Raw genomic sequence first — 20,957 nt, forward strand, 5'->3', positions numbered from 1 at the left:
CACGCCGCCAGATTACCCGAGGTCTGCCTCATCAAGCCTTGGCAGTTGCGCAGGAATAGCGGCCAAAACCGCGACAGATCGTCGTTAGTCCAGCCAGGCAACTCGGCCCAACCCGCCCGCTGGAAACCACCCGCCAGTTTTCGTGCGGGGGTATCTCGTAGCGAAGACAACGGCGGAACCACTAAGGGTCCGGTGATGGACGGCGTCGCGCCCGGCTGACCAGGCGCGCCCCCTTCGGGCGGAACCTTTGGCAGGCTGCACGAAACCAGTACCGCCAAAAAGGGCGACACGCATAACAATCTGAGAAAACGCTTCATAGGCAACTTTGTGGGGCGGTCCGCCCATTTTTAATGCAGGGTACGCGGCATAGCCAGCAAAAACTCGGCAATCGGCACCTCGAAAGGAATGCCGTTTTCGCCCACGCAGTGGTATGTCCCCCGCATGGTACCGACTGGCGTTTGCAGAGGACAGCCGCTGGTGTATTCAAACGTTTCGCCCGGCGCCAGCAATGGCTGCTGGCCGACGACGCCCAGGCCCCGGACCTCCTGGACACGCTGGTTGCCATCGGTGATGATCCAGTGACGGCTGATGACCTGCGCCGGATGCTCGCCGGTATTGGTGATGCGGATGGTATAGGCGAACACATACTGCTGTTCGGCGGGATCAGATTGCTCCGGCACAAACTGCGGAGCAACGGAGACGGTCAGGTCGTAGGGTTTCACGGGCCTTTTCCGATGAGCACAAAGGCGGTTAAACAACGCGCCGTACGACGAATCACCCTGTCAGGCACCCGTCACGCGCGGCAAACTACAATAATGGCACATTATGCCCGTGGAAACCTCCATCATCATGTCCGCCCCCACCCCGGCCACCACCCGTATCGCCCCCAGTATTCTGTCTGCCGACTTTGCCCGCCTGGGCGAAGAAGTGCGCAATGTCGTCGCCGCCGGCGCCGACTGGATCCACGTCGATGTCATGGACAACCACTATGTCCCCAACCTGACTATCGGCCCCATGGTGTGCGCCGCTATCCGCCCACACGTCCAAGTGCCCATCGACGTGCACCTGATGGTCGAACCCGTGGATGAACTGATCCCTCAGTTCGCCAAGGCCGGCGCCAATATCATCACCTTTCACCCCGACGCCTCGCGCCACGTGCACCGCACGCTGTCACTGATCCGCGACCACGGCTGCCAGGCCGGCCTGGTATTCAACCCGGCCAGCTCACTCGACGCCATGGACCATGTCATGGATCTGCTGGACGTGGTGCTGTTGATGTCGGTCAACCCGGGCTTTGGCGGGCAGAGCTTTATCACGTCAACGCTGGACAAACTGCGCGACGCCCGCGCCCGGATCGACCGTTGGACACAGGCCGGCGGCCAACCCATCCTGCTTGAGGTCGATGGCGGCGTCAAAATCGACAATATCGCGCAAATTCGCGCGGCCGGGGCCGATACGTTCGTCGCGGGTTCCGCCATTTTTGGCAAGCCCGACTATGCCCAGGTCATTCAAACCCTGCGCGGCGAAATCGCCAAAGCCTCGACCCTGGCTGCCTGAGCACGCCGCCACCTCCCGGGGTTCGCTTGCCCGGGAATCCGACCTAATCGCCTGAGATCATCACCTATGACCACTTTCCAAGCCGTGTTGCTTGACCTGGACGGCACCCTGCTGGACTCCATCCCGGACCTGGCGCATGCCGCTAACGCTATGCGCATTGAACTGGGCATGCACGCACTGCACGAAGACATCGTCGCAACTTTTGTCGGAAAAGGCGTCGACAACCTCGTGCGTCGCTCGCTGGCGGGCTCGCTGCAGGCGCCCGACCCGGAACCCGCGGCATTCGAACACGCGCGTGAATCGTTTTTTCGCCACTACCATCTGGTCAATGGCGACAAAGCCACGATTTTTAACGGCGTCATCGACGGCCTGAAAGCCATGCGCGATCAGGGCCTCAAGCTCGCCGTCGTCACCAACAAGCCGACCGAGTTCACGATCCCGCTATTGCAGCGCACGGGTTTGGCGGGTTTTTTCCAGGAAGTCGTCTGCGGCGACACCTGCGAGCGCCGCAAACCCGATCCCGACCAGATGTTCTACGCGTGCGAACGCCTGGGTGTGACACCCGCCCAAGCCATTGCCATCGGTGATTCCGTCAACGACGCGCTGGCCGCCCGGGCCGCGGGCATTCAAGTGCTGGCCGTGCCATACGGTTACAACGAGGGCCAGGACGTGCATGGGCTAGATGTCGATGGTATAATCGGCAGCATCGTCGACGCGTCTTTGTGGATAGCTCGCAAGAACCGCGGATAAAGACCGGCGAATAAAAGAGCAGCGACCCAGGATAGCCCTAACCGCTCAGTTTTACGTACTCAGCCTTTAAATACGCAGTCTTGATCATTGATATGAACGCTCGTCTCTCGAACCAAATGCGCAACGCCTCGTGGCGTTGGTGGCGTTTGCCTTCCGGGTGGCGATAGTTCCTTCCCGGCCCTGGACGCGTCAGCATCCCAGCGCCGAAGCTGCATAGAACAGCGCCAAAAGCCCGGAACCCACACTTGGACCGGGCTTTTTGTTATGTGCCCGGTCGGTAGAACCCAACAGCTACGAGACTCCACATGACCGAAATTGAATTCAAGGCCTTGGCCAACCAGGGATACAACCGAATCCCCCTGGTTTCAGAGACCTACGCCGATCTGGACACCCCGCTGGCCATTTATCTGAAACTGGCGCATAGCGGGCCCGAACGTGGCAGCATGAGCTGCCTGATGGAGTCCGTCGTGGGCGGCGAACGCTTTGGCCGCTACTCGTTCATCGGCCTGCCGGCCCGCACCGTGATCCGTGCCAGCGGCACCACGACCGAACTCCTGCATAGCGGCACAGTCGCCGAGACCTACGAAGGCGACCCGCTGACCTTTATCGAACAGTACCAGGCCCGCTTTAAGGTCGCCTTGCGCCCGGGCATGCCGCGCTTTTGCGGTGGACTGGCCGGCTATTTTGGCTATGACACCGTACGTCATATCGAGCCTCGCCTGGGACCTGCGGTCAAGCCGTACCCGGCCGGCATGGACAAGGGTACGCCCGACATTATGCTGATGCACGTCGATGAACTGGTCATCGTCGACAACTTGGCCGGACGCACCTATCTGATGGTGTACGCCGACCCCACCCAACCCGAGGCCTACAGCCGTGCGCAACAACGCCTGCGCGACTTGCGCACCCGCTTGCGCCGCCCCGTCGATATTCCGTACAGCCACGCCAGCATGCTGACCGAGGAGCAGCGAGATTTCAAAAAAGAAGACTACCTCGCCGCCGTCTACCAGGCCAAGGAATACATCGCCGCGGGCGATCTCATGCAAGTCCAGATCGGACAGGTCATTTCCAAGCCGTTCCGCGACTCTCCACTCTCGCTCTATCGCGCACTGCGCTCGCTGAATCCCTCGCCCTATATGTACTACTGGAACATGGGGGACTTTCAGGTAGTCGGCTCATCGCCGGAAATCCTGGTGCGCCAAGAGCAAATCCAGGACAACGGTGTCGCCAAGTCGCAAATCACCATTCGGCCGCTGGCAGGCACCCGCAAACGCGGCGCCACGCCTGAGCAAGACGCCGCATTGGCCGCAGAGTTGCAGGCCGATCCCAAAGAGATCGCCGAACACGTCATGCTGATCGACCTGGCCCGCAATGACGTTGGACGCGTCGCCGAAGTGGGCTCCGTCAAGCTCACCGACACCATGACCATCGAGCGCTATTCGCATGTGATGCATCTGGTGTCGAACGTCACGGGCAACTTGAACCCTGGCATGAGCAGCATGGACGTGCTGCGCGCCACCTTCCCCGCGGGCACCCTGACGGGTGCCCCCAAAGTGCGTGCCATGGAGATCATCGACGAGCTCGAGCCCGTGCGCCGCGGCATCTATGGCGGCGCGGCGGGCTACCTGAGCTATGGCGGCGAAATGGACGTCGCGATTGCGATCCGCACCGGCCTCATCAAAGACGGCATGTTGTATGTCCAGGCGGCAGCCGGCATCGTCGCCGACTCGGACCCCGAGCTGGAATGGGCCGAAACCGAAGCAAAAGCCCGCGCCGTCCTGCGCGCCGCCGAGCAAGTACAGCACGGACTGGATGAGCCGATCTGATAATCGACCCCCCCTTTAGCCCAGCCGCCCTGCAGGGCTCCGAGGGTTTGTGAACTGAATAATTTTTTTGAAATCGAGAGGCTCCAATGAGCAAGTTGTTAATGCTGGACAACTACGATTCATTTACCTATAACCTGGTGCAGTACTTCGGCGAGCTGGGTGAAGACGTCACCGTCGTTCGTAACGACCTGATCACGCTGGACGAAATCGCCGCCATGAAGCCGGATCGTATCTGCGTCTCGCCCGGTCCTTGCTCGCCCGCCGAGGCCGGCATATCCGTGCCGCTGATCCAGCGCTTTGCCGGACAGCTCCCCATTCTTGGGGTGTGTCTGGGACACCAGGCCATCGGCGCAGCCTATGGCGGCGATATTGTGCGAGCCCAGCAGATCATGCACGGCAAAACCATACAGATATCGCACCGTGGCACCGATATTTTCTCGGGCTTGCCATCCCCCTATACCGCCATCCGCTACAACTCGCTGACGATCGATCCCAACACGCTGCCCGATTGCCTGGAAGTCACCGCCACCGCACCCGATGGCGACATCATGGGCGTGCGCCATAAAACGCTGCCGCTGTACGGGGTACAGTTTCATCCTGAATCGGTGTTGAGCGAGCACGGACATGACATGCTGCGCAATTTTCTGAACATCCAATAATTAGAGACAATCATCATGACGATCACTTGCACCGAAGCGCTGACTCGCTGTATCGAGCATCGCGAAATTTTCCATGACGAAATGCTGCATCTGATGCGCCTGCTGATGCGTGGGGAAATGTCGCCGCAAATCGCCAGCGCGCTCATCATGGGCCTGCGGGTCAAGAAAGAAACCGTGGGCGAAATCACCGCCGCGGCGCAGGTCATGCGCGAGTTCGCGACCCCCGTCGTGACCCCGAACCCCGATGATCTGCTGGACATGTGCGGCACGGGTGGCGACGGCAGCCATACGTTCAATATTTCGACAACCGCCATGTTCGTCGCCGCTGCCGCTGGCGTTCCGATTGCCAAACACGGTGGGCGTAGCGCCTCGTCCTCGTCCGGCAGCGCCGACGTCCTCGAAGCCTTGGGCGCCAACCTGGTGCTCAGCCCCGAACAAGTCGCCGAATGCCTGCAAGCCACGGGCATAGGCTTTATGTTCGCCCCCGCGCACCATAGCGCCATGAAAAACGTCGCCGCCATTCGCAAAGAATTGGCCGTGCGTACCATGTTCAATATCCTGGGGCCGCTCACCAACCCTGCGGGCGCCGCCAACCAGTTGATGGGCGTGTTTCACCCGGACCTGGTCGGCATCCAGGTGCGTGTATTGCAACGCCTGGGCTCACGCCACGTCATGATCGTGCACGGCATGGACGGAATGGACGAGGCCTCGCTGGGCGGCTCGACGATGGTCGGGGAGCTTAAAGACGGCAAAATCCGCGAATACGAGATCCACCCGGAAGACTACGGCCTGGCAATGGTGTCTAATCGGGGCATCAAAGTCGGCAACCGCGAGGAATCGCGAGAGCTTGTCATGCAGGCCCTCGATAATGTCGAAGGCGTTGCCCGCGACATCGTCGCCCTGAACGCGGGGCTGGCGATCTACGCCGGCAACAAGGCCGACACGATCGAACAAGCCCTCTCGCAGGCTTTTGAACTGATTGCTAACGGCGCCGCCCGCGCCAAGCTAGAAGAATTCTGCGCATACACCCGGAAATTCCAACAATGAACGACATCCTTGCGAAAATCCTGGCCATCAAGGCCGAGGAAGTCGCCACGGCGCGCCAGTTGCGCAGCGAAGCAGAACTGCTGCGCGAAGCCCAGGCTCGACAAGACGTCCGTGGCTTTGCCCAGGCTATCGAAGACAAGATCGCCCAGGGCCAGGCCGGCGTGATCGCCGAGATCAAAAAGGCTTCGCCCTCGAAGGGTGTGCTGCGCGAAAATTTCGACCCCGCCACCATTGCTGCCACCTATGCCGTCCACGGGGCGGCCTGCCTGTCGGTCCTGACCGACGTGCACTTTTTCCAGGGCTCGCACGACAACCTGCGCCGCGCCCGTGCCGCCTGCCCGCTACCCGTGCTGCGTAAAGATTTCGTTATCGACACCTACCAGGTTATCTCGGCGCGCGCGATGGGCGCCGATTGCATCTTGCTCATCGTGGCCGCCCTCGCTCCTAATCAATTGCGCGATCTGGAAACCCTGGCGATCGAACTGGGCATGGACGTATTGGTCGAAGTGCACGATGCCAAAGAACTGGACGTCGCACTCAGCCTTCGGACGCCTCTGCTGGGCATTAACAACCGCAACCTGCGCACATTCCAGACCAGCCTGCAAAATACCCTGGATCTGCTGCCGCATATCCCTGCCGGCAAGCGTGTCGTAACCGAAAGCGGCATCCTGACGCCCGAAGACGTCAAGCTGATGCGCAGCCACAAGGTGGATGCTTTCCTCGTGGGCGAAGCCTTTATGCGCGCGGAAGACCCCGGTGTTGAACTGGCGCGCTTGATGCACTGAGGCGAGGCAGATTTGGCCCGCGGCGCAACGGCNCCNCCGCCAACGCCTACGACAGGATTAACATGGCAGGAAACCTCTTCAGGAGAACCGCCATGCCGAACTCTCTACGCGTACTGTCGTTGATCGCCATCGCAATGGCCCTGGCAGGGTGTGCCCACGGCAACCATCAACCCGGCCCCCCGCATCCCGGGGCCGTCAATCCTTATAGCAATGGCGGCTTTCACGATGCCGGCCCTAATTACCCGGACACGGGTATTTAGGACGCTCCGGCTGGCCACCGCCACAGTATCGGCAACGCTGCCGCGCAACGGTACGAATCACTTGCCGCCCGACACCTCAATAAACGAGCCGGTCGTGTAGCCGGCCTCGTCGGAGAAGAACCACATGACGGCGCCGGCAACCTCGTCGACCGTGCCGCCGCGTTGCAACGGAATGGCGCTGGCCAGGCGGTCGACCCGGCCCGGTTCGCCGCCGCTGGCATGCATCTCGGTATAAATCGTGCCGGGCCGCACACTATTGACGCGGATACCGTCGGCCGCGACTTCTTTCGACAGGCCGATCGTCAGGGTATCCAACGCGCCTTTCGATGCCGCGTAATCCACGTATTCGCCCGGCGATCCCAGACGGGCCGCCACGGACGAAACATTGACGATGGCGCCGCCCTGCCCGCCATGGCGCGGCGACATGCGGCGCACGGCCTCGCGACAACACAGTAGCGGGCCCACGACGTTGGTATGCAAAATACGGGTAATGCGCGCGGCATCCATGTCCTCGACACGCATCTGCGTTTCCAGCACGCCCGCATTATTCACCAACGCATCGATACGGCCCAACTCGCGGTCGACGCGCTCGAACAATTGCACAACCTGCGCTTCATCGGACACGTCGGCGCCCATCGCAATCGCGTGGCCGCCGTCAGCCTGAATGGCCCGCACCACATCGTCGGCCGCGTCGCGGCGACGATGGTAATTGACGCAGACCGCATAGCCACGACGTGACGCCAGCCGAGCAACAGCCGCACCGATGCCGCGGCTGCCACCCGTAACGATCATGACTTTTTTCGATGGGTGCATCGAACAACTCCAATAGTCAGCATAATCCGCGTATGAGACAGGCGGCTGACAACCTTATCGCGATTTCCATGCCGCTGCACAGAACCGACGACATCAAGACCGCAGCCTGCGCGGCTACGGTCTTGGGGCACCCATCATGCGACTACGTTTTCGCGGCCCACGAAGCGATAAACCACCGCGGCCAAGAGGGCGCCCACAATCGGTGCCAGCCAGAACAGCCACAGTTGTTCGACTGCCCAACCCCCCACAAACAGCGCCGGGCCCGTCGAACGTGCCGGGTTCACCGACGTGTTGGTGACCGGAATGCTGATCAAGTGAATCAGCGTCAAGGCCAGACCAATCGGTATCGGCGCAAAGCCGGCGGGCGCCCGCTTATCAGTAGCCCCCAGAATCACAAACAAAAAGCCAAACGTCATCACGACTTCGCAGATCAGTGCGGCCGTCAAGGTGTACCCACCCGGCGAATGTTCACCATACCCGTTCGCCGCAAAGCCGCTGGCGACCAAGTCGAAACCTTCCTTGCCCCCGGCAATTACCGCCAGCACGGCCGCCGCCACGATCGCGCCGACAACCTGGGCCACCACATAGGGCACGATTTCGCGCACGGGAAAACGCCCCCCTGCCGCCAGTCCCACCGTCACCGCCGGATTGAAATGTCCGCCCGAAATATGGCCGACGGCAAAAGCCATCGTCAAGACCGTCAAACCGAAAGCCAGAGCGACCCCGGCAAAGCCTATCCCTAACTCAGGAAAACCGGCGGCAAGTACCGCCGCCCCGCAACCACCCAATACTAGCCAGAAGGTACCGATCAACTCCGCCACGCAACGCTTCGATAGCGACGACATAATAGATCTCCAGGACAAAGGTTCGCAGAGCGTATCTCCAACACAGCCCACCCAAAAGTGAAGTTTTGCAAAGCTGGGGGCCTCGCTAGGGATTACCATGACGTTTTAGACTCTGTTGCCCTGTCATGCAAGAAACTAATCACCAATTGTCGATGACCATCCTGATGACGCCTGACATGGCGAACTTCGCAGGCAACGTTCACGGTGGCACGATTTTGAAGTACCTTGACCAGGTCGCCTATGCCTGTGCCAGCCGCTATGCGGGCAACTATGTCGTGACGCTATCGGTCGACCAGGTGGTGTTTCGTCAGCCCATCCATGTGGGCGAACTGGTGACTTTTCTTGCCTCGGTGAACTACACCGGCCGGACGTCGATGGAAATCGGCGTCAAGGTGGTGACCGAAGACATCCGCAAACAGATCGTGCGCCACACCAACAGTTGCTATTTCACGATGGTCGCGGTCGACGATGACGGGCAACCTACCGCTGTCCCGCCGTTACCCGTACTGACTGAGGAACAACAGCAGCGATACGACGCGGCGCGTGAGCGGCGAGAGCTGCGCCAGACACTGGAGCAGCACCAGGCGGAAATCAAACGTCGCGCGCAGAATGCGGTAACCGGCGCCACGGAATAATCCGTCGTCACCCAAGTCAAAGTCGGCGCTCGCTTCAGGGATTGGCCGACGTCTCGATTCGTTGCTCGTTCGCAACGAATTGAGTACAAATCGCTGAGGATTTTCCCTAATAAAGGGGTTTTAGCGCCGAGCGCCAGATAGATAAATGAGCGTATACAAGCCTCCGATGAGGACGAGCTCAGCGCATAATGCAGGGCCAATGTCCACCTGATGGTCACTTTTTAGTGCATTAAAGGCTTGTTCGGATCAGGTCATTGCATCCATCAAAACCGCCTTTCCGACCCCTTACGCACCGGCGACAGAGGCCATAAACAGGCCCATCAGCGCGCGGCAGCGCCTGTCTACAACCCCATCTGCGGCCTATCAGAGTTAGAGGATTCACCAACAGAATTCTCAACTGCATCGTGATACGATCCACCCGACTTGGACTTTGCGTGCTGGCGGTGCGCTTGGTGTCCGGATGCTTGTGGAACCTAGATGTGGCCCGCACAGACGTGCCATGTTTTTTATTTGTTCTGTCCAAGCCCCATGCATCTTTTGACATAGCGTCTCCGCCATCACGGCCCGCTCGGCTTGGCACGACACAAATATATGGAGACCTTTTATGCAGCTAAGGAACAAGCAAGATTTCTGGTCGGGAGTGATGTTTGCTCTCATCGGCCTGGGATTTGCGTATGGAGCGACTGAGTATTCGATGGGCACCTCCGCCCGCATGGGCCCAGGTTACTTTCCCTTTTGGCTCGGTGTCTGCCTGGCCATCTTGGGTGCGGTAGTCGCTCTTGGCGCACTGTCGCCCAAAGCAACAGAAACCGTGATCGACAAGTTCGACTTCAAGATCCTCTTCATCATCATCGGTTCTGTCGTGCTGTTCGGCGTGGCGCTACGCCCGCTGGGGCTCTACACCTCACTGTTCCTGCTGGTCGTGCTCAGTAGTATTGCCAGCTTTGAATTCAGCTGGCGCGTCGCATTGCTTAACGCAATCTTCCTGGTCGCGTTCTGCTGGCTGGCGTTTATCAAAGGCCTGGGGCTGATTTTCCCGTTGTGGCCGTCGTTTCTGGGCATGAACTAAAACATAAGGGGAAAACAAGATCATGGAATTGATGGACAACCTGACGCTCGGACTATCCGTAGCGTTCACTCCCGAAAACCTGCTGTACGCCTTGCTGGGCTGCATTTTGGGCACCCTGGTTGGCGTTTTGCCAGGCCTGGGCCCCGTCCCCACCATCGCGATGTTGCTGCCAATCACGTACGTGCTGCCCCCGGTGGCCGGCCTGATCATGCTGGCAGGTATTTACTACGGTACCCAGTACGGCGGCTCCACCACCGCGATTCTGGTCAACCTGCCAGGCGAAACATCGGCCGTGGTGACCGTGCTGGACGGCCACCAGATGGCGCGTAATGGACGGGCCGGCGCGGCACTGTCCATCGCCGCCGTGGGCTCGTTCTTCGCCGGTAGCGTCACGACCCTGCTGATCGCCGCCTTCGCGCCCCCCTTGGCCGAAGTCGCCTTCAAGTTCGGCCCCGCCGAGTACTTCTCACTGATGACCCTGGGCCTCATCGGCGCCGTGGTGTTGGCCTCGGGCTCGCTGCCCAAGGCCATCTGCATGATCTTGCTGGGTCTGCTGCTGGGCATGGTGGGCACGGACGTCAACTCGGGCGTGGCCCGCTACGACTTCGGCATCCCCGAATTGCAAGACGGTATCGACTTTGCCATCGTGGCCATGGGTGTGTTCGGTTTTGCCGAAATCCTGGCCAACCTCGAGCAGAAAGAAAACCGCGTCGAACTCCAAGACAAGATCGGCTCGCTATACCCCAGCAGGCAGGAAATCCGCGAAGCCGTACCGGCCATCATCCGTGGCACGGCCCTGGGTTCGATGCTGGGGATTCTGCCTGGCGGCGGTTCTGTGCTGTCAGCCTTTGCGTCCTACACCCTGGAAAAGAAACTCTCCAAGGAACCGGAACGCTTCGGCAAGGGCCACCCGGCTGGTCTGGCAGGCCCCGAGTCAGCCAACAACTCCGGTGCGCAGGCGTCGTTCATCCCGCTGCTGACCCTGGGTATCCCGGGCAACGCCGTGATGGCGCTGATGGTTGGTGCCATGACTATCCACAACATTCAGCCCGGCCCGCAGGTCATGACCAGCCACCCGGAACTGTTCTGGGGTCTGATCGCCTCGATGTGGATCGGTAACCTGATGCTGGTGGTGCTGAACCTGCCGCTGATCGGCCTGTGGGTCAAGCTGCTGAAGGTGCCCTACCGCATCCTGTTCCCGGCCATTCTGGTGTTCTGCACGATCGGGGTGTATTCGTTGAACTACAACACGTTCGACATCTACACCACGGCGATCTTCGGTGTGATCGGTTACTTTTGGGCGAAACTGAAGTGCGAAGGCGCCCCGCTGCTGCTGGGCCTGGTGTTGGGCCCCATGATGGAAGAAAACTTCCGTCGCGCCCTGCTGCTGTCGCGTGGTGACTTCTTCACCTTTGTCGAACGTCCGCTGTCGGCATCGCTGCTGGGCGCCGCAGCCATTCTGGTCGTCATCGTCGCCCTGCCGTCGATCCGCAAAAAGCGTAAGGAAGCCTTCGTCGAAGAGGATTGATCTACGGTGCAGCTACCCGGCTTGCGGGGTAGCTGCACTGTCACAGTCTGCTGCGACGCGCAGTAAAAAATCCCGGAATGGTTCAAAAACCATCCCGGGATTTTTATTGGCAACCTAATTCGTCTTACTCCTAGCTAACACCGCAGCCAGGACATTGAACGATCAAGGCGCCTTGACAGGAGCCGGCGTTGCCGGTGCTGTCGGAGCCGTGGGCGACGTTGCGCCACCATTAGCCGGTGCTGCGGGAGCCGCGGGCGACGTTGCACCACCATTAGCCGGTTGGCCTTGATCGCCACGGATCTTGGCAGCGATGTCCGAAGCAGCCTGGGCCGACGGCACACCAAACGCCAGCACGCCGCGATTGAGCGGCTCGGCGATGCGAGGGGCGGCCACCAACTCACGATTGATCACCAAGGCCAACATATTGCCAACGTTCTGGCTGCTGATATCGTTCAGCTTGCGAGCACCCTCTTCGGTAAAGCGCAGGCCCACGAAATTCTGTCCTTGGCGATCCACCAATGCCGCGGCTTCGCTCAAATCACTGCGAGTCAAGACGGGCTGACGCTGAAGAAACAAGGAGCCATCAGGAATCTTGACTTCCGTCAGGCCAGGCGCCGTCGCGGACTGAGCCACAAAGAACTCGACCGAGGAGGCCGTAGCCGGCTGAGTCTGAGTCGAAGGCGCTGTCGTGCCGCCAGTCTCATCTGCGGTTTTCTGAGGCGCGGTTTTGCAGCCTGCGAGCGCGAGCGTCATGACAGCAAGCGCTGGGGCCAGTTTGCGCAAATTGAGTTGCATGATGGTGTATTCCTTCTTCATTGACTAAGGGGACTAGCATGTCGAACGATCAAAAGCAGTCCGACTTACAAAAAGTTTACAGGGACACCGCCAGTCTCGATAGCCCCAGCCGTATACAGATGTAAAGCCGCACTACAACCACAATACCACCTATACTTAGGATTCACGCAGGGGTACTCGTCGCCACACAAGGCGACGTGTTGAGAGAGTCCCTTCGTACCAGTACGGATAATGCCGATGCTGGGAGCGTATTCCGTCGCCAGGGCCTGTCATGCAGGGCCGGTTTCATACCGGGTTTCATACCGTCTGGCACGGGATTCATCCCCTTCGGCTCCAAAAAATTTTATTGGAGCTTTTCATGAACACCAATCCGAAGTTTCTGGCAGCCACGGCCGAGGTCGACGCTGCTACGGTAGCACCGCTGCCAAAATCCCGCAAAATCTACGAAATCGGCTCACGGCCAGATATCCGCGTCCCGTTTCGCGAGATCTCGCAGGATGCCACGGCCAGCGCGTCCGGCGAGACCCCCAATCCGCCGCTGATCGTGTATGACACAAGTGGCCCCTATAGCGACCCGAATGTTCAGATCGACATCCGTCGCGGTCTGCCCGCCCTGCGCAAACCCTGGATCGACGCCCGCAACGACACCGACGTGCTAAGCGGCCCAACCAGCGATTACGGCAAGTCGCGCTTGGCTGACCCCGTCTTGAGCTCGTTGCGATTTGATCTGCAGCGCCCTGGGCGCCGTGCCAAGCCAGGCGCCAACGTGTCGCAAATGCACTATGCGCGTCGCGGCATCATCACCCCGGAAATGGAATTCGTGGCGATCCGGGAAAATCTGCATCGCGAGCAGTATCTGGAAAGCCTGCGAGCCAGTGGCCCCGATGGCGAAAAATGGGCCCGACGCCTGATACGTCAACATCCCGGCCAATCCTTCGGCGCTGCGATTCCCGAGCTCATCACACCCGAATTCGTGCGCAACGAAATCGCCCAAGGGCGTGCCATTCTTCCCGCCAACATCAACCATCCCGAAGTCGAACCCATGGCCATCGGGCGCAACTTCCTGGTCAAAATCAACGCCAATATCGGCAACTCCGCCGTCAGCTCGGGCATCGGCGAAGAAGTCGAGAAAATGACCTGGGCCATCCGCTGGGGCGGCGATACGGTGATGGATCTATCCACAGGCAAACATATCCACGAGACCCGTGAATGGATCATCCGCAATTCGCCCGTCCCGATCGGCACGGTCCCTCTGTATCAGGCCCTGGAAAAAGTCGACGGCAAAGCCGAGGCCCTGACTTGGGAGATCTTTCGCGACACCCTCATCGAGCAAGCAGAGCAAGGGGTCGACTATTTCACGATTCACGCAGGCGTACGTCTACCCTTCATTCACCTGACGGCCGACCGCATGACAGGCATCGTCTCGCGCGGGGGTTCCATCATGGCAAAGTGGTGCCTTGCGCATCACAAGGAAAGTTTTCTCTACGAACGCTTCGAAGACATCTGCGACATCATGAAAGCTTATGACGTCAGCTTTTCGCTGGGTGATGGCCTGCGACCCGGCTCAGGCTACGACGCAAACGATGAAGCCCAATTTGCGGAACTGAAAACACTGGGCGAACTGACCCAGATCGCCTGGAAGCACGACGTACAAGTCATGATCGAAGGCCCTGGCCACGTGCCGATGCACTTGATCAAAGAAAACATGGAGATGCAGCTCGAACATTGCCACGAAGCCCCCTTCTACACGCTAGGCCCGCTGACCACTGACATTGCCCCCGGCTACGACCACATTACCTCTGGCATCGGCGCCGCACTCATCGGCTGGTATGGCACCGCCATGCTCTGCTATGTCACACCGAAAGAACACCTGGGGCTGCCCAACAAGCAGGACGTCAAGGACGGCATCATCACCTACAAAATCGCTGCCCACGCCGCTGATCTGGCCAAGGGCCACCCCGGCGCGGCGATCCGTGACAACGCACTCTCCAAGGCACGCTTTGAGTTCCGATGGGATGATCAATTCAACCTATCCCTGGACCCCGATACGGCCCGAGCGTTCCACGATGAAACGCTTCCCAAAGACTCCATGAAATCCGCTCATTTCTGCTCCATGTGCGGGCCGCATTTCTGCAGCATGAAGATTACGCAAGACGTGCGTGATTATGCTGCGTCGCTAGGGATCAGTGCGAACGAGGCGTTGCAACAGGGGATGCGGGAAAAGGCGGTTGAGTTTGTGCGCAAAGGGGCTGAGATTTATCCGTCGACTTGATCGTTTGTGATTGCATCGGGCGGCTCTGCATAGAGCGGCTCTGCGGTGGGTCCGTGTCGTGATCCAGAGCGTCCTGCCGGGCCGTTGAGCACGGATTTAGTCCGCGTAGCGGACCGAGGCCCCTGGTCATGGGCCGAGTCCGTGCGATAGGCCCGGCAGGACGCTCTGGATCACGACACGGACTCACCGCAGCGGCTGGCCTTGGATGCTGGAAACGGTCGGTTGTTTTTACAGCAGCTTGCCTGGATTCAGAATTCCTGCGGGATCAAAGATACGCTTGATATCACGCATCAGACGCAGTTCGAGGGGGTCTTTGCTGTGCAGGAAATGGTCGCGTTTGAGTTGCCCGATGCCGTGTTCGGCACTGATGCTGCCACCGTAGCGATTGACCTCGTCCAGCACGATGTCGGTTACGGCATCCCCTTGTTGGGCTGCCCACTCGCGTGGAGCGCCCGCCGGGCGCGACAGGTTGTAGTGCAGGTTGCCGTCACCGAAGTGCCCGAAGATGAAGGGGCGGACGTCGGGATAGGTGGCCCGTAGGCGTTGCTCAGCGGATTGCATGAACGCCGGGATTTGTTCGATGGGCAACGACACGTCGTGCTTGAGGTGGGGCCCATCGGCGCGCTGCGCCTCGGAGATCTCTTCGCGCAGTTTCCACAGCGCTTGCAACTGGGCCATCGAGGTCGACACGGCGGCATCGAGGCAGAGCTCGCGCTCGAGCGCGGCGCCCATCACGTTTTCCAGCAACGCATTCAGCGCGGCCTCGTCGGCCGTATCGGCCAACTCCATCAATACGTAGCCGGGATAGCGCTGCGCAAAGGGCTCTTGCACCCCTTGCGCGTGTGTCAACACCAAGTCCACGCAATCGCCCGTGAAAAACTCATAGGCTTGCAGACGCGGGCCGCATTGCTCGTTGACTAACTCGGCCAATTGCAGCGCCTGCTCGGGTGACTGCACCGCCGCCAACACCACCGAACGTACCGTCGTGCGGGGAAACAGCCGCAATGCCACCGCAGTGATGACCCCTAGTGTGCCCTCGGCGCCGATCAGCAACTGCTTAAGGTCGTAGCCTGTATTGTCTTTGCGTAGCGTTCGCAGGCCATGAAAAATCTCGCCGGTTGGCAAGACGGCCTCCAGGCCCAGCACCAACTCGCGCGTCATGCCATAACGCACGACGTTCACGCCGCCTGCGTTAGTCGAGACATTGCCACCGATCTGGCAGGAGTCCTCGGCCGCCAGGCTGAGCGGCAGCATGCGATTCACCTCTTCGGCCGCGCGACGCAGATTGCCCAGGATGCAGCCTGCTTCGGCCACCATGGTATTGGCGATGGTATCGACCGCGCGCACTGCCGTCATGCGATCCAGGGACAACACCACATTGGCGGGTCCCTGATCGGGGGTCGCGCCCCCGCACAGGCCCGTATTACCGCCGCGCGGCACGACCGGCACGCCGGCCTGCTGACACAGGGCGAGACATTGCGCCACCTCTTGCGTGCGACGCGGACGTACGACGGCTTGCGCCTGGCCGGTATACAGGCCACGCCAATCTGACAGCCACGGTGCAATATCGTCGGGCGCGGTCAGGACAGTATCAGGGCCGAGCGCCTGCACCAGACGCTGCGAAAAGTCAGGAGTATTCATCGAGAGGGTTCGCTTTCGAAAGGTAAAAAATCCAGTTGCAAACGCGATGCGGCCTGTTGCAAATGCAGCACAGCCGCGCGTCGGGCGCGTGGCGCGTCACACGCGGCAATAGCCTCATATAAGTCGACGTGCTCTTGATGTACATCGCCGACACGCTCGGACTGATATTGGAGGGTGTTGTCGCGCGCAATCCGCACGGCAGCGCGCACTTGCAGATTCAAATATTGCAGTAGTTGCTGGTAATAGGTGTTGTGGGTCGCGGCGGCAATCGCCGCATGAAAACCGATATCTTGCTCGACACCCTGTTCCGGATGATGCAAATGGCTTTCCAGACTGGCCAGACAACGCCCCATTTCGGTCAGATCCGCGTCACTGCGACGCACGGCGGCCAAGGCAGCAGCGCCACCCTCGAGCTCCATACGCAGTTCGTACACATTGGCCAACTCGGCCCGGCTGAGCGTCGCGCGGGCGGGCACCTGGAACCCCCGGCTCGCCGTGCGCGAAATCACGGTACAGCCCGCGCCCTGGCGACTCTCGACAAGCCCTTGTGCGCGCAGGCGTTCGGTTGCCTCGCGAATGACCGCAGCACTGACCCCGTACAGCAGCGCCAGCGTTTTCCCCGTGGGTAGCTTGCCTCCTACTGGGTATACGCCCGCGGCAATGTCGGACACCAACTGGCTGGCGACCTGTTCAGTGAGGGTAAGCGACTTGGTCAACATACGACGATTGTAGATTATTTATCAGGTTATATGAAAACTTTAACCGTGACGATTGGTTGAAAAAATCAACCTGAATCAGGGAATCAAGCCGCCGCGACCGAATGCTCGCGATGTCCGCACACCGCGCATTCGGGATCGCGGCTGACGTTCACGCTGCGCCATTGCATGGTGCGCACGTCCAGCCACAGCAGTCGGCCAGACAGGCTTTCACCGACGCCTGCCAACAGTTTCAGGGCTTCGGCGGCCTGCATGGCCCCAATGATGCCCACCAAGGGGGCAAACACCCCGGTCGTGGCGCAGTTCACTTCCTCGACATCGTCGGCCTCGGGGAACAAGCAGTGATAACAGGGCGCGTCGTCGTGGCGCAGATCATAGACACTGATCTGACCATCGAACCGAATCGCCGCGCCGGATACCAGCGGTTTGCGATGCTGTACGCAGGCGCGATTGATCGCGTGTCGAGTCGCAAAATTATCCGTGCAGTCCAGAATCACATCGGCCGCGGCAACGGCCTCTCCCAGCACCACACCCTCCAGGCGCTCAACGCGTGCATTGACCTGCGTTTCGGGGTTATAGGCAGCCAGCGTATCGCGGCCCGATTCGGCCTTGGGCCGGCCAACGCTGGCCTCAACGTGCAGAATCTGTCGCTGCAAATTACTCAGCTCAACGTTGTCATCGTCAGCCAGCGTGATGCTACCCACACCGGCCGTCGCCAAGTACAGCGCGGCGGGCGACCCTAGCCCCCCCGCGCCTACCACCAGCACCCGAGCCGCCAGGAATTGCTCCTGACCCTCGATTCCCAGCTCATCAAGCAGAATATGCCGGGCGTAACGCAGTAACTGCTGGTCGTTCATTTGTTCTTGGCGGGCTGAACTCCGGACGGCGTGATCGTCATGCGTTCGGTTTCGCCACCGACCGTAGGCTTGGCATTCGCCTTGGCCTGAGCCCGGACACTACCCTTTTTGACTGGCTTGCCGGCCAACAGATTCAGCGCCTGTTGCAGTTGGAAGTCATCGCTGCTGCCGAACTCGAACACCTTGGATGGCGGCGGCGTATCCTCGTCCGCATCCGGGGCGGACGACTTGAACTCATCGCTCTGATTGTTCGCCAAGTGGCGCTGCAAATCGGCCTCGCGAGGCAGACGGAACAGATCGCCATCCGCCGTATCTGCCACCACGTGATCGGGCTCGATACCCGTTGCCTGGATGGAGCGGCCCTTGGGCGTGAAATAGCGCGACGTCGTGAGCTTGACGCCCGTATCCTGGCTCAGCGGCAGAATGATCTGCACCGAACCTTTGCCGAATGTACGGTTACCCAGGACCTTGGCGCGCTTGTAGTCTTGCAACGCGCCGGCCACGATTTCCGAGGCGGACGCCGAGCCGACGTTGACGAGCACAACCATGGGCACAGTCTTGACCCACGCCGGAAGATCGGACAGATAGTTGCCTTCGCCGCGCGCATACTCGGCCGGGGTGGCCAGATATTTGTGCTTGGAGTCTGGCGTACGGCCGTCGGTAGACACGACCAGCACATCGGGCGGAAGGAACGCTGCCGACACGCCAATCGCACTGGTCAGCAAACCACCTGGGTCGTTACGCAGGTCCAGCACCAAACCCTTGGGAGCCGCCTTGGCACCCAGCTCTTTCAGGTGGCGCGCCAAATCCGAGCCGGTTTTTTCCTGGAACTGGGAAATACGAACATAGGCAACGCCATCGTCCAGCATCTTGCTGCGCACGCTGCGCACCTTGATGATGTCGCGAATGATGTTCACGACGATAGGTTTCGGATTGTCCGCGCGGATCAGGGTCAGTTTGATCGGGGTCTTCGGCGCGCCACGCATCAGCTTGACGGCTTCGTTCAACGCCATGCCCTTGGTGGGCGTATCGTCGATCTTGATGATCAGGTCACCCGCCATCACGCCGGCACGCGCCGCCGGGGTGTCTTCGATGGGAGAAATGACCTTGACGAAACCATCCTCGGCGCCGACCTCGATGCCCAGGCCCCCAAACTCGCCTTGCGTGGTGCTTTGCATTTCACGAAATGCATCGGCATCCAGATAGGCGGAGTGCGGGTCCAGATTGGACACCATGCCCGAAATGGCATTGTTGATCAGGGTCTTGTCATCGACCGCCTCGACGTAGTTGTTCTTAATAGCGGCGAAGACGTTGCTCAGTTGCCTGAGCTCGTCCAGCGGCAGAGGACTGCCGCGCTGCGCCAGTGCTGACACACCTACGCTGAGCAAAACGCCCGCCACCAGACCGGTAGCGATTAAACCGAAACCACGATACTTGCGAGTGCCCATGCACACTTCCTGATTTGTAGCCGGGTTATAAGGCCAACCATTGGGCCGGATCCACCGGGGTGCCACGATAGCGAATTTCAAAGTATAGGCCCGATTCCACCTGCCCGCCGGTCGAGCCTACCGTCGCGATGGAATCTCCCGCGGCGACAGCGTCCCCGACCTGCTTGAGCAAGCTCTGGTTGTAGGCATATACGGTCATGTACTGCTTGCCATGATCGACGATGATCAAGTTGCCAAAACCACGTAACCAGCTGGCGTAAACAACCGTGCCCGGCGCCACGACTTTGACCGGCGTGCCCGCGTTTGCGCGCAAGACAATCCCGCGCCAGACGCCGCCATCGGGCCGATCTACCCCGAAACGTCCCTGTACCGTACCACGGACCGGTGCAGTCAGTCCGTGGCGCAGGCCATTCCCCTGGCTGGGCGCGGGCGCGGGCGCTCGGCGGGTGGCCTGTTGTTGTGTAGATGCCTCATCGTCATCGTTGCTCACCTGACTCGCCGCGGGAGGCGGCGTGGCCGGCGTCGTCCGCGCCGGGGGGTCGACAGGACGCGCGGGCGGCGCCGGCGCGACACGCACGCCACCTTGATCAATCGGACGCAAGGAATCCCAATCACCCAAGGCCACGGCGCTTCGCTCGCGCGCGCGGGCGGCTTCGACCTGCTCACGTGCCTGGGCCACATCGCGAGCCGCCTGGTCACGGCTGGCCTGGCTGGCGGCCTTGGCGGCTTGTTCGACGCGGGCCGCCTCGGCTTTCGCGGCCTCTGCCGCACGGGCGGCGTCGGCCTTGCGCTGCGCCTCGGCCTTGACCCGGGCCTCTTCGGCCAAACGGGCTTCCTGGGCAAGGCGTACCGCCTCGGCACGTTGACGGGCCTCTTCGGCACGCCGCGCCGCCTCGGCCTGCTCGGCAATGGCTTTTTCGAGGTCGACGATCAAGGTCGACAGGCGACTGTCATCGCGCCCCAGCTTGCGCGCCTCGGCGCGCTGCGCCGCAATTTTCCCTTCCAACTGGGCCAACAGGGTCGCGCGCTCGGATTGCTGGGCCACCAACTCGGTTTTTTGCTCGGACGTTTCCGTGACCATACGCTGGATATCGGCCCGACGTGCATCCGCCTGGCCTTGCAAATCGGCCAAACGATCCAGATCTTGTCGCAAAGCCGTTACCGAGGCGGCGCGAGCGCGAGAAACATACCCCAGATAGCCGAGATTGCGACCCAACTGCTGTGGGTCGTCGCCCGACAACAGGGCAGTCCAGGGCGATAGGCCGCTGGCGTATTGCGTGCGTAATTGGTCAGCCAACTCGGTGCGCCGCCGTTTCAGCGTTTGCTGTTGCACCCCGATCTGCTTTTCCAGCCCCGCCAGGTCGGCCTCGGCCCGCTCATTGTCGGCAGCCAGGTCGCGCAAGCGGCTGTTGATGCGAGAAATGGCCGTCTCCGACGCCTTGAGGGCGTCGGNG

At 60.6% G+C, this 20,957-nt stretch carries 20 protein-coding genes and 1 pseudogene; 11 read left to right on the forward strand and 10 right to left on the reverse strand.

Features of this window, described 5'->3' with window-relative positions; all coding sequences use genetic code 11:
* Together ACNAZS_RS23945 and apaG are read right to left on the reverse strand one after the other, a co-directional pair.
* Positions 1–317 (reverse strand): annotated as a pseudogene (locus tag ACNAZS_RS23945) (murein transglycosylase A); the annotation flags it as partial.
* A 30-nt stretch (positions 318–347) separates the two neighbouring features.
* Positions 348–722: a Co2+/Mg2+ efflux protein ApaG gene (gene apaG, locus ACNAZS_RS23950; protein ID WP_415793051.1), complete on the reverse strand. Its 375-nt coding sequence runs from the start codon at positions 720–722 to the stop codon at positions 348–350.
* 103 nt (positions 723–825) lie between these two features.
* On the opposite strand from apaG, the gene rpe reads away from it, so the two are divergent.
* The 7 genes from rpe to ACNAZS_RS23985 all read left to right on the forward strand — a co-directional run bounded on the left by rpe (position 826) and on the right by ACNAZS_RS23985 (position 6,884).
* Complete coding sequence (gene rpe / locus ACNAZS_RS23955; protein WP_415793052.1) at positions 826–1,557, forward strand: ribulose-phosphate 3-epimerase; 732 nt, start codon at positions 826–828, stop codon at positions 1,555–1,557.
* 66 nt (positions 1,558–1,623) lie between these two features.
* Entirely contained in the window at positions 1,624–2,307 is a 684-nt protein-coding gene (locus ACNAZS_RS23960; protein ID WP_415793053.1) for a phosphoglycolate phosphatase, read from the forward strand.
* A 305-nt stretch (positions 2,308–2,612) separates the two neighbouring features.
* Positions 2,613–4,133 (forward strand): anthranilate synthase component I, encoded by a 1,521-nt coding sequence (gene trpE, locus ACNAZS_RS23965; protein WP_415793054.1) that lies wholly within the window; start codon positions 2,613–2,615, stop codon positions 4,131–4,133.
* 86 nt (positions 4,134–4,219) lie between these two features.
* Positions 4,220–4,792, forward strand: a complete 573-nt coding sequence (locus ACNAZS_RS23970) for an aminodeoxychorismate/anthranilate synthase component II (protein ID WP_415793055.1) — start codon at positions 4,220–4,222, stop codon at positions 4,790–4,792.
* Between the two features lie 15 nt (positions 4,793–4,807).
* Positions 4,808–5,839, forward strand: coding sequence for an anthranilate phosphoribosyltransferase (gene trpD, locus ACNAZS_RS23975; RefSeq protein ID WP_415793056.1), 1,032 nt, complete (start codon positions 4,808–4,810; stop codon positions 5,837–5,839).
* Positions 5,836–6,624, forward strand: coding sequence for an indole-3-glycerol phosphate synthase TrpC (gene trpC / locus ACNAZS_RS23980; protein ID WP_415793057.1), 789 nt, complete (start codon positions 5,836–5,838; stop codon positions 6,622–6,624). The genes trpD and trpC overlap by 4 nt, the downstream gene beginning before the upstream one ends.
* Positions 6,625–6,716: 92 nt before the next feature.
* Complete coding sequence (locus ACNAZS_RS23985) at positions 6,717–6,884, forward strand: hypothetical protein (protein WP_415793058.1); 168 nt, start codon at positions 6,717–6,719, stop codon at positions 6,882–6,884.
* 57 nt (positions 6,885–6,941) lie between these two features.
* Here the strand turns inward: ACNAZS_RS23985 and ACNAZS_RS23990 are convergent, their stop codons facing one another.
* Entirely contained in the window at positions 6,942–7,697 is a 756-nt protein-coding gene (locus ACNAZS_RS23990; protein WP_415793059.1) for an SDR family oxidoreductase, read from the reverse strand.
* Positions 7,698–7,831: 134 nt separating this feature from the next.
* Positions 7,832–8,542, reverse strand: a complete 711-nt coding sequence (gene aqpZ / locus ACNAZS_RS23995) for an aquaporin Z (protein ID WP_415793060.1) — start codon at positions 8,540–8,542, stop codon at positions 7,832–7,834.
* A 125-nt stretch (positions 8,543–8,667) separates the two neighbouring features.
* Between aqpZ and ACNAZS_RS24000 the strand changes: the two genes are divergently transcribed.
* The 3 genes from ACNAZS_RS24000 (at position 8,668) to ACNAZS_RS24010 (ending at position 11,774) form a co-directional block, all read left to right on the forward strand.
* Complete coding sequence (locus tag ACNAZS_RS24000; RefSeq protein ID WP_415793061.1) at positions 8,668–9,177, forward strand: acyl-CoA thioesterase; 510 nt, start codon at positions 8,668–8,670, stop codon at positions 9,175–9,177.
* Between the two features lie 604 nt (positions 9,178–9,781).
* A complete protein-coding gene (locus ACNAZS_RS24005; RefSeq protein ID WP_415793062.1) occupies positions 9,782–10,246 on the forward strand; it encodes a tripartite tricarboxylate transporter TctB family protein in 465 nt (154 codons plus the stop codon).
* 22 nt (positions 10,247–10,268) lie between these two features.
* Positions 10,269–11,774, forward strand: a complete 1,506-nt coding sequence (locus tag ACNAZS_RS24010) for a tripartite tricarboxylate transporter permease (RefSeq protein WP_415793063.1) — start codon at positions 10,269–10,271, stop codon at positions 11,772–11,774.
* A 162-nt stretch (positions 11,775–11,936) separates the two neighbouring features.
* On the opposite strand, the gene ACNAZS_RS24015 is transcribed toward ACNAZS_RS24010, so the two are convergent.
* Positions 11,937–12,569, reverse strand: a complete 633-nt coding sequence (locus tag ACNAZS_RS24015) for a SecDF P1 head subdomain-containing protein (RefSeq protein ID WP_415793064.1) — start codon at positions 12,567–12,569, stop codon at positions 11,937–11,939.
* A 358-nt stretch (positions 12,570–12,927) separates the two neighbouring features.
* Between ACNAZS_RS24015 and thiC the strand changes: the two genes are divergently transcribed.
* On the forward strand, positions 12,928–14,841 hold the full coding sequence (gene thiC, locus ACNAZS_RS24020) for a phosphomethylpyrimidine synthase ThiC (RefSeq protein WP_415793065.1): 1,914 nt from the start codon (positions 12,928–12,930) through the stop codon (positions 14,839–14,841).
* Between the two features lie 228 nt (positions 14,842–15,069).
* On the opposite strand, the gene ACNAZS_RS24025 is transcribed toward thiC, so the two are convergent.
* The 5 genes from ACNAZS_RS24025 to ACNAZS_RS24045 form a co-directional block, all read right to left on the reverse strand.
* A complete protein-coding gene (locus tag ACNAZS_RS24025) occupies positions 15,070–16,482 on the reverse strand; it encodes an FAD-binding oxidoreductase (protein ID WP_415793066.1) in 1,413 nt (470 codons plus the stop codon).
* Complete coding sequence (locus tag ACNAZS_RS24030) at positions 16,479–17,201, reverse strand: FadR/GntR family transcriptional regulator (protein WP_415793067.1); 723 nt, start codon at positions 17,199–17,201, stop codon at positions 16,479–16,481. Before ACNAZS_RS24030 ends, ACNAZS_RS24025 begins: the two co-directional genes overlap by 4 nt.
* Positions 17,202–17,284: 83 nt before the next feature.
* The gene (locus ACNAZS_RS24035; RefSeq protein ID WP_415793068.1) at positions 17,285–18,055 is read right to left on the reverse strand and encodes a HesA/MoeB/ThiF family protein; all 771 of its coding nucleotides are present in this window, start codon (positions 18,053–18,055) and stop codon (positions 17,285–17,287) included.
* On the reverse strand, positions 18,052–19,503 hold the full coding sequence (locus ACNAZS_RS24040; protein WP_415793069.1) for a S41 family peptidase: 1,452 nt from the start codon (positions 19,501–19,503) through the stop codon (positions 18,052–18,054). The genes ACNAZS_RS24035 and ACNAZS_RS24040 overlap by 4 nt, the downstream gene beginning before the upstream one ends.
* A gap of 25 nt (positions 19,504–19,528) precedes the next feature.
* A partial coding sequence (locus ACNAZS_RS24045; protein WP_415793070.1) for a murein hydrolase activator EnvC family protein occupies positions 19,529–20,955 on the reverse strand: 1,427 nt, incomplete at its 5' end.
* Positions 20,956–20,957: the final 2 nt, after the last annotated feature.

The sequence above is a fragment of the Bordetella tumulicola genome (genome assembly GCF_965138755.1).
GTDB classification, from domain to species: domain Bacteria; phylum Pseudomonadota; class Gammaproteobacteria; order Burkholderiales; family Burkholderiaceae_B; genus Bordetella_A; species Bordetella_A tumulicola.

Bases quoted from the DNA above. Each gene is read 5' to 3' on its own strand.
- trpC (WP_415793057.1), top strand. From the start codon at position 5,836: ATGAACGACATCCTTGCGAAAATCCTGGCCATCAAGGCCGAGGAAGTC.
- ACNAZS_RS24025 (WP_415793066.1), bottom strand. From the start codon at position 16,482: ATGAATACTCCTGACTTTTCGCAGCGTCTGGTGCAGGCGCTCGGCCCT.
- ACNAZS_RS23990 (WP_415793059.1), bottom strand. From the start codon at position 7,697: ATGCACCCATCGAAAAAAGTCATGATCGTTACGGGTGGCAGCCGCGGC.
- ACNAZS_RS24035 (WP_415793068.1), bottom strand. From the start codon at position 18,055: ATGAACGACCAGCAGTTACTGCGTTACGCCCGGCATATTCTGCTTGAT.
- ACNAZS_RS23960 (WP_415793053.1), top strand. From the start codon at position 1,624: ATGACCACTTTCCAAGCCGTGTTGCTTGACCTGGACGGCACCCTGCTG.
- trpE (WP_415793054.1), top strand. From the start codon at position 2,613: ATGACCGAAATTGAATTCAAGGCCTTGGCCAACCAGGGATACAACCGA.
- aqpZ (WP_415793060.1), bottom strand. From the start codon at position 8,542: ATGTCGTCGCTATCGAAGCGTTGCGTGGCGGAGTTGATCGGTACCTTC.
- ACNAZS_RS24000 (WP_415793061.1), top strand. From the start codon at position 8,668: ATGCAAGAAACTAATCACCAATTGTCGATGACCATCCTGATGACGCCT.
- ACNAZS_RS24040 (WP_415793069.1), bottom strand. From the start codon at position 19,503: ATGGGCACTCGCAAGTATCGTGGTTTCGGTTTAATCGCTACCGGTCTG.
- trpD (WP_415793056.1), top strand. From the start codon at position 4,808: ATGACGATCACTTGCACCGAAGCGCTGACTCGCTGTATCGAGCATCGC.
- ACNAZS_RS24010 (WP_415793063.1), top strand. From the start codon at position 10,269: ATGGAATTGATGGACAACCTGACGCTCGGACTATCCGTAGCGTTCACT.
- ACNAZS_RS24030 (WP_415793067.1), bottom strand. From the start codon at position 17,201: ATGTTGACCAAGTCGCTTACCCTCACTGAACAGGTCGCCAGCCAGTTG.
- ACNAZS_RS23985 (WP_415793058.1), top strand. From the start codon at position 6,717: ATGCCGAACTCTCTACGCGTACTGTCGTTGATCGCCATCGCAATGGCC.
- ACNAZS_RS24015 (WP_415793064.1), bottom strand. From the start codon at position 12,569: ATGCAACTCAATTTGCGCAAACTGGCCCCAGCGCTTGCTGTCATGACG.
- rpe (WP_415793052.1), top strand. From the start codon at position 826: ATGCCCGTGGAAACCTCCATCATCATGTCCGCCCCCACCCCGGCCACC.
- ACNAZS_RS23970 (WP_415793055.1), top strand. From the start codon at position 4,220: ATGAGCAAGTTGTTAATGCTGGACAACTACGATTCATTTACCTATAAC.
- ACNAZS_RS24005 (WP_415793062.1), top strand. From the start codon at position 9,782: ATGCAGCTAAGGAACAAGCAAGATTTCTGGTCGGGAGTGATGTTTGCT.
- thiC (WP_415793065.1), top strand. From the start codon at position 12,928: ATGAACACCAATCCGAAGTTTCTGGCAGCCACGGCCGAGGTCGACGCT.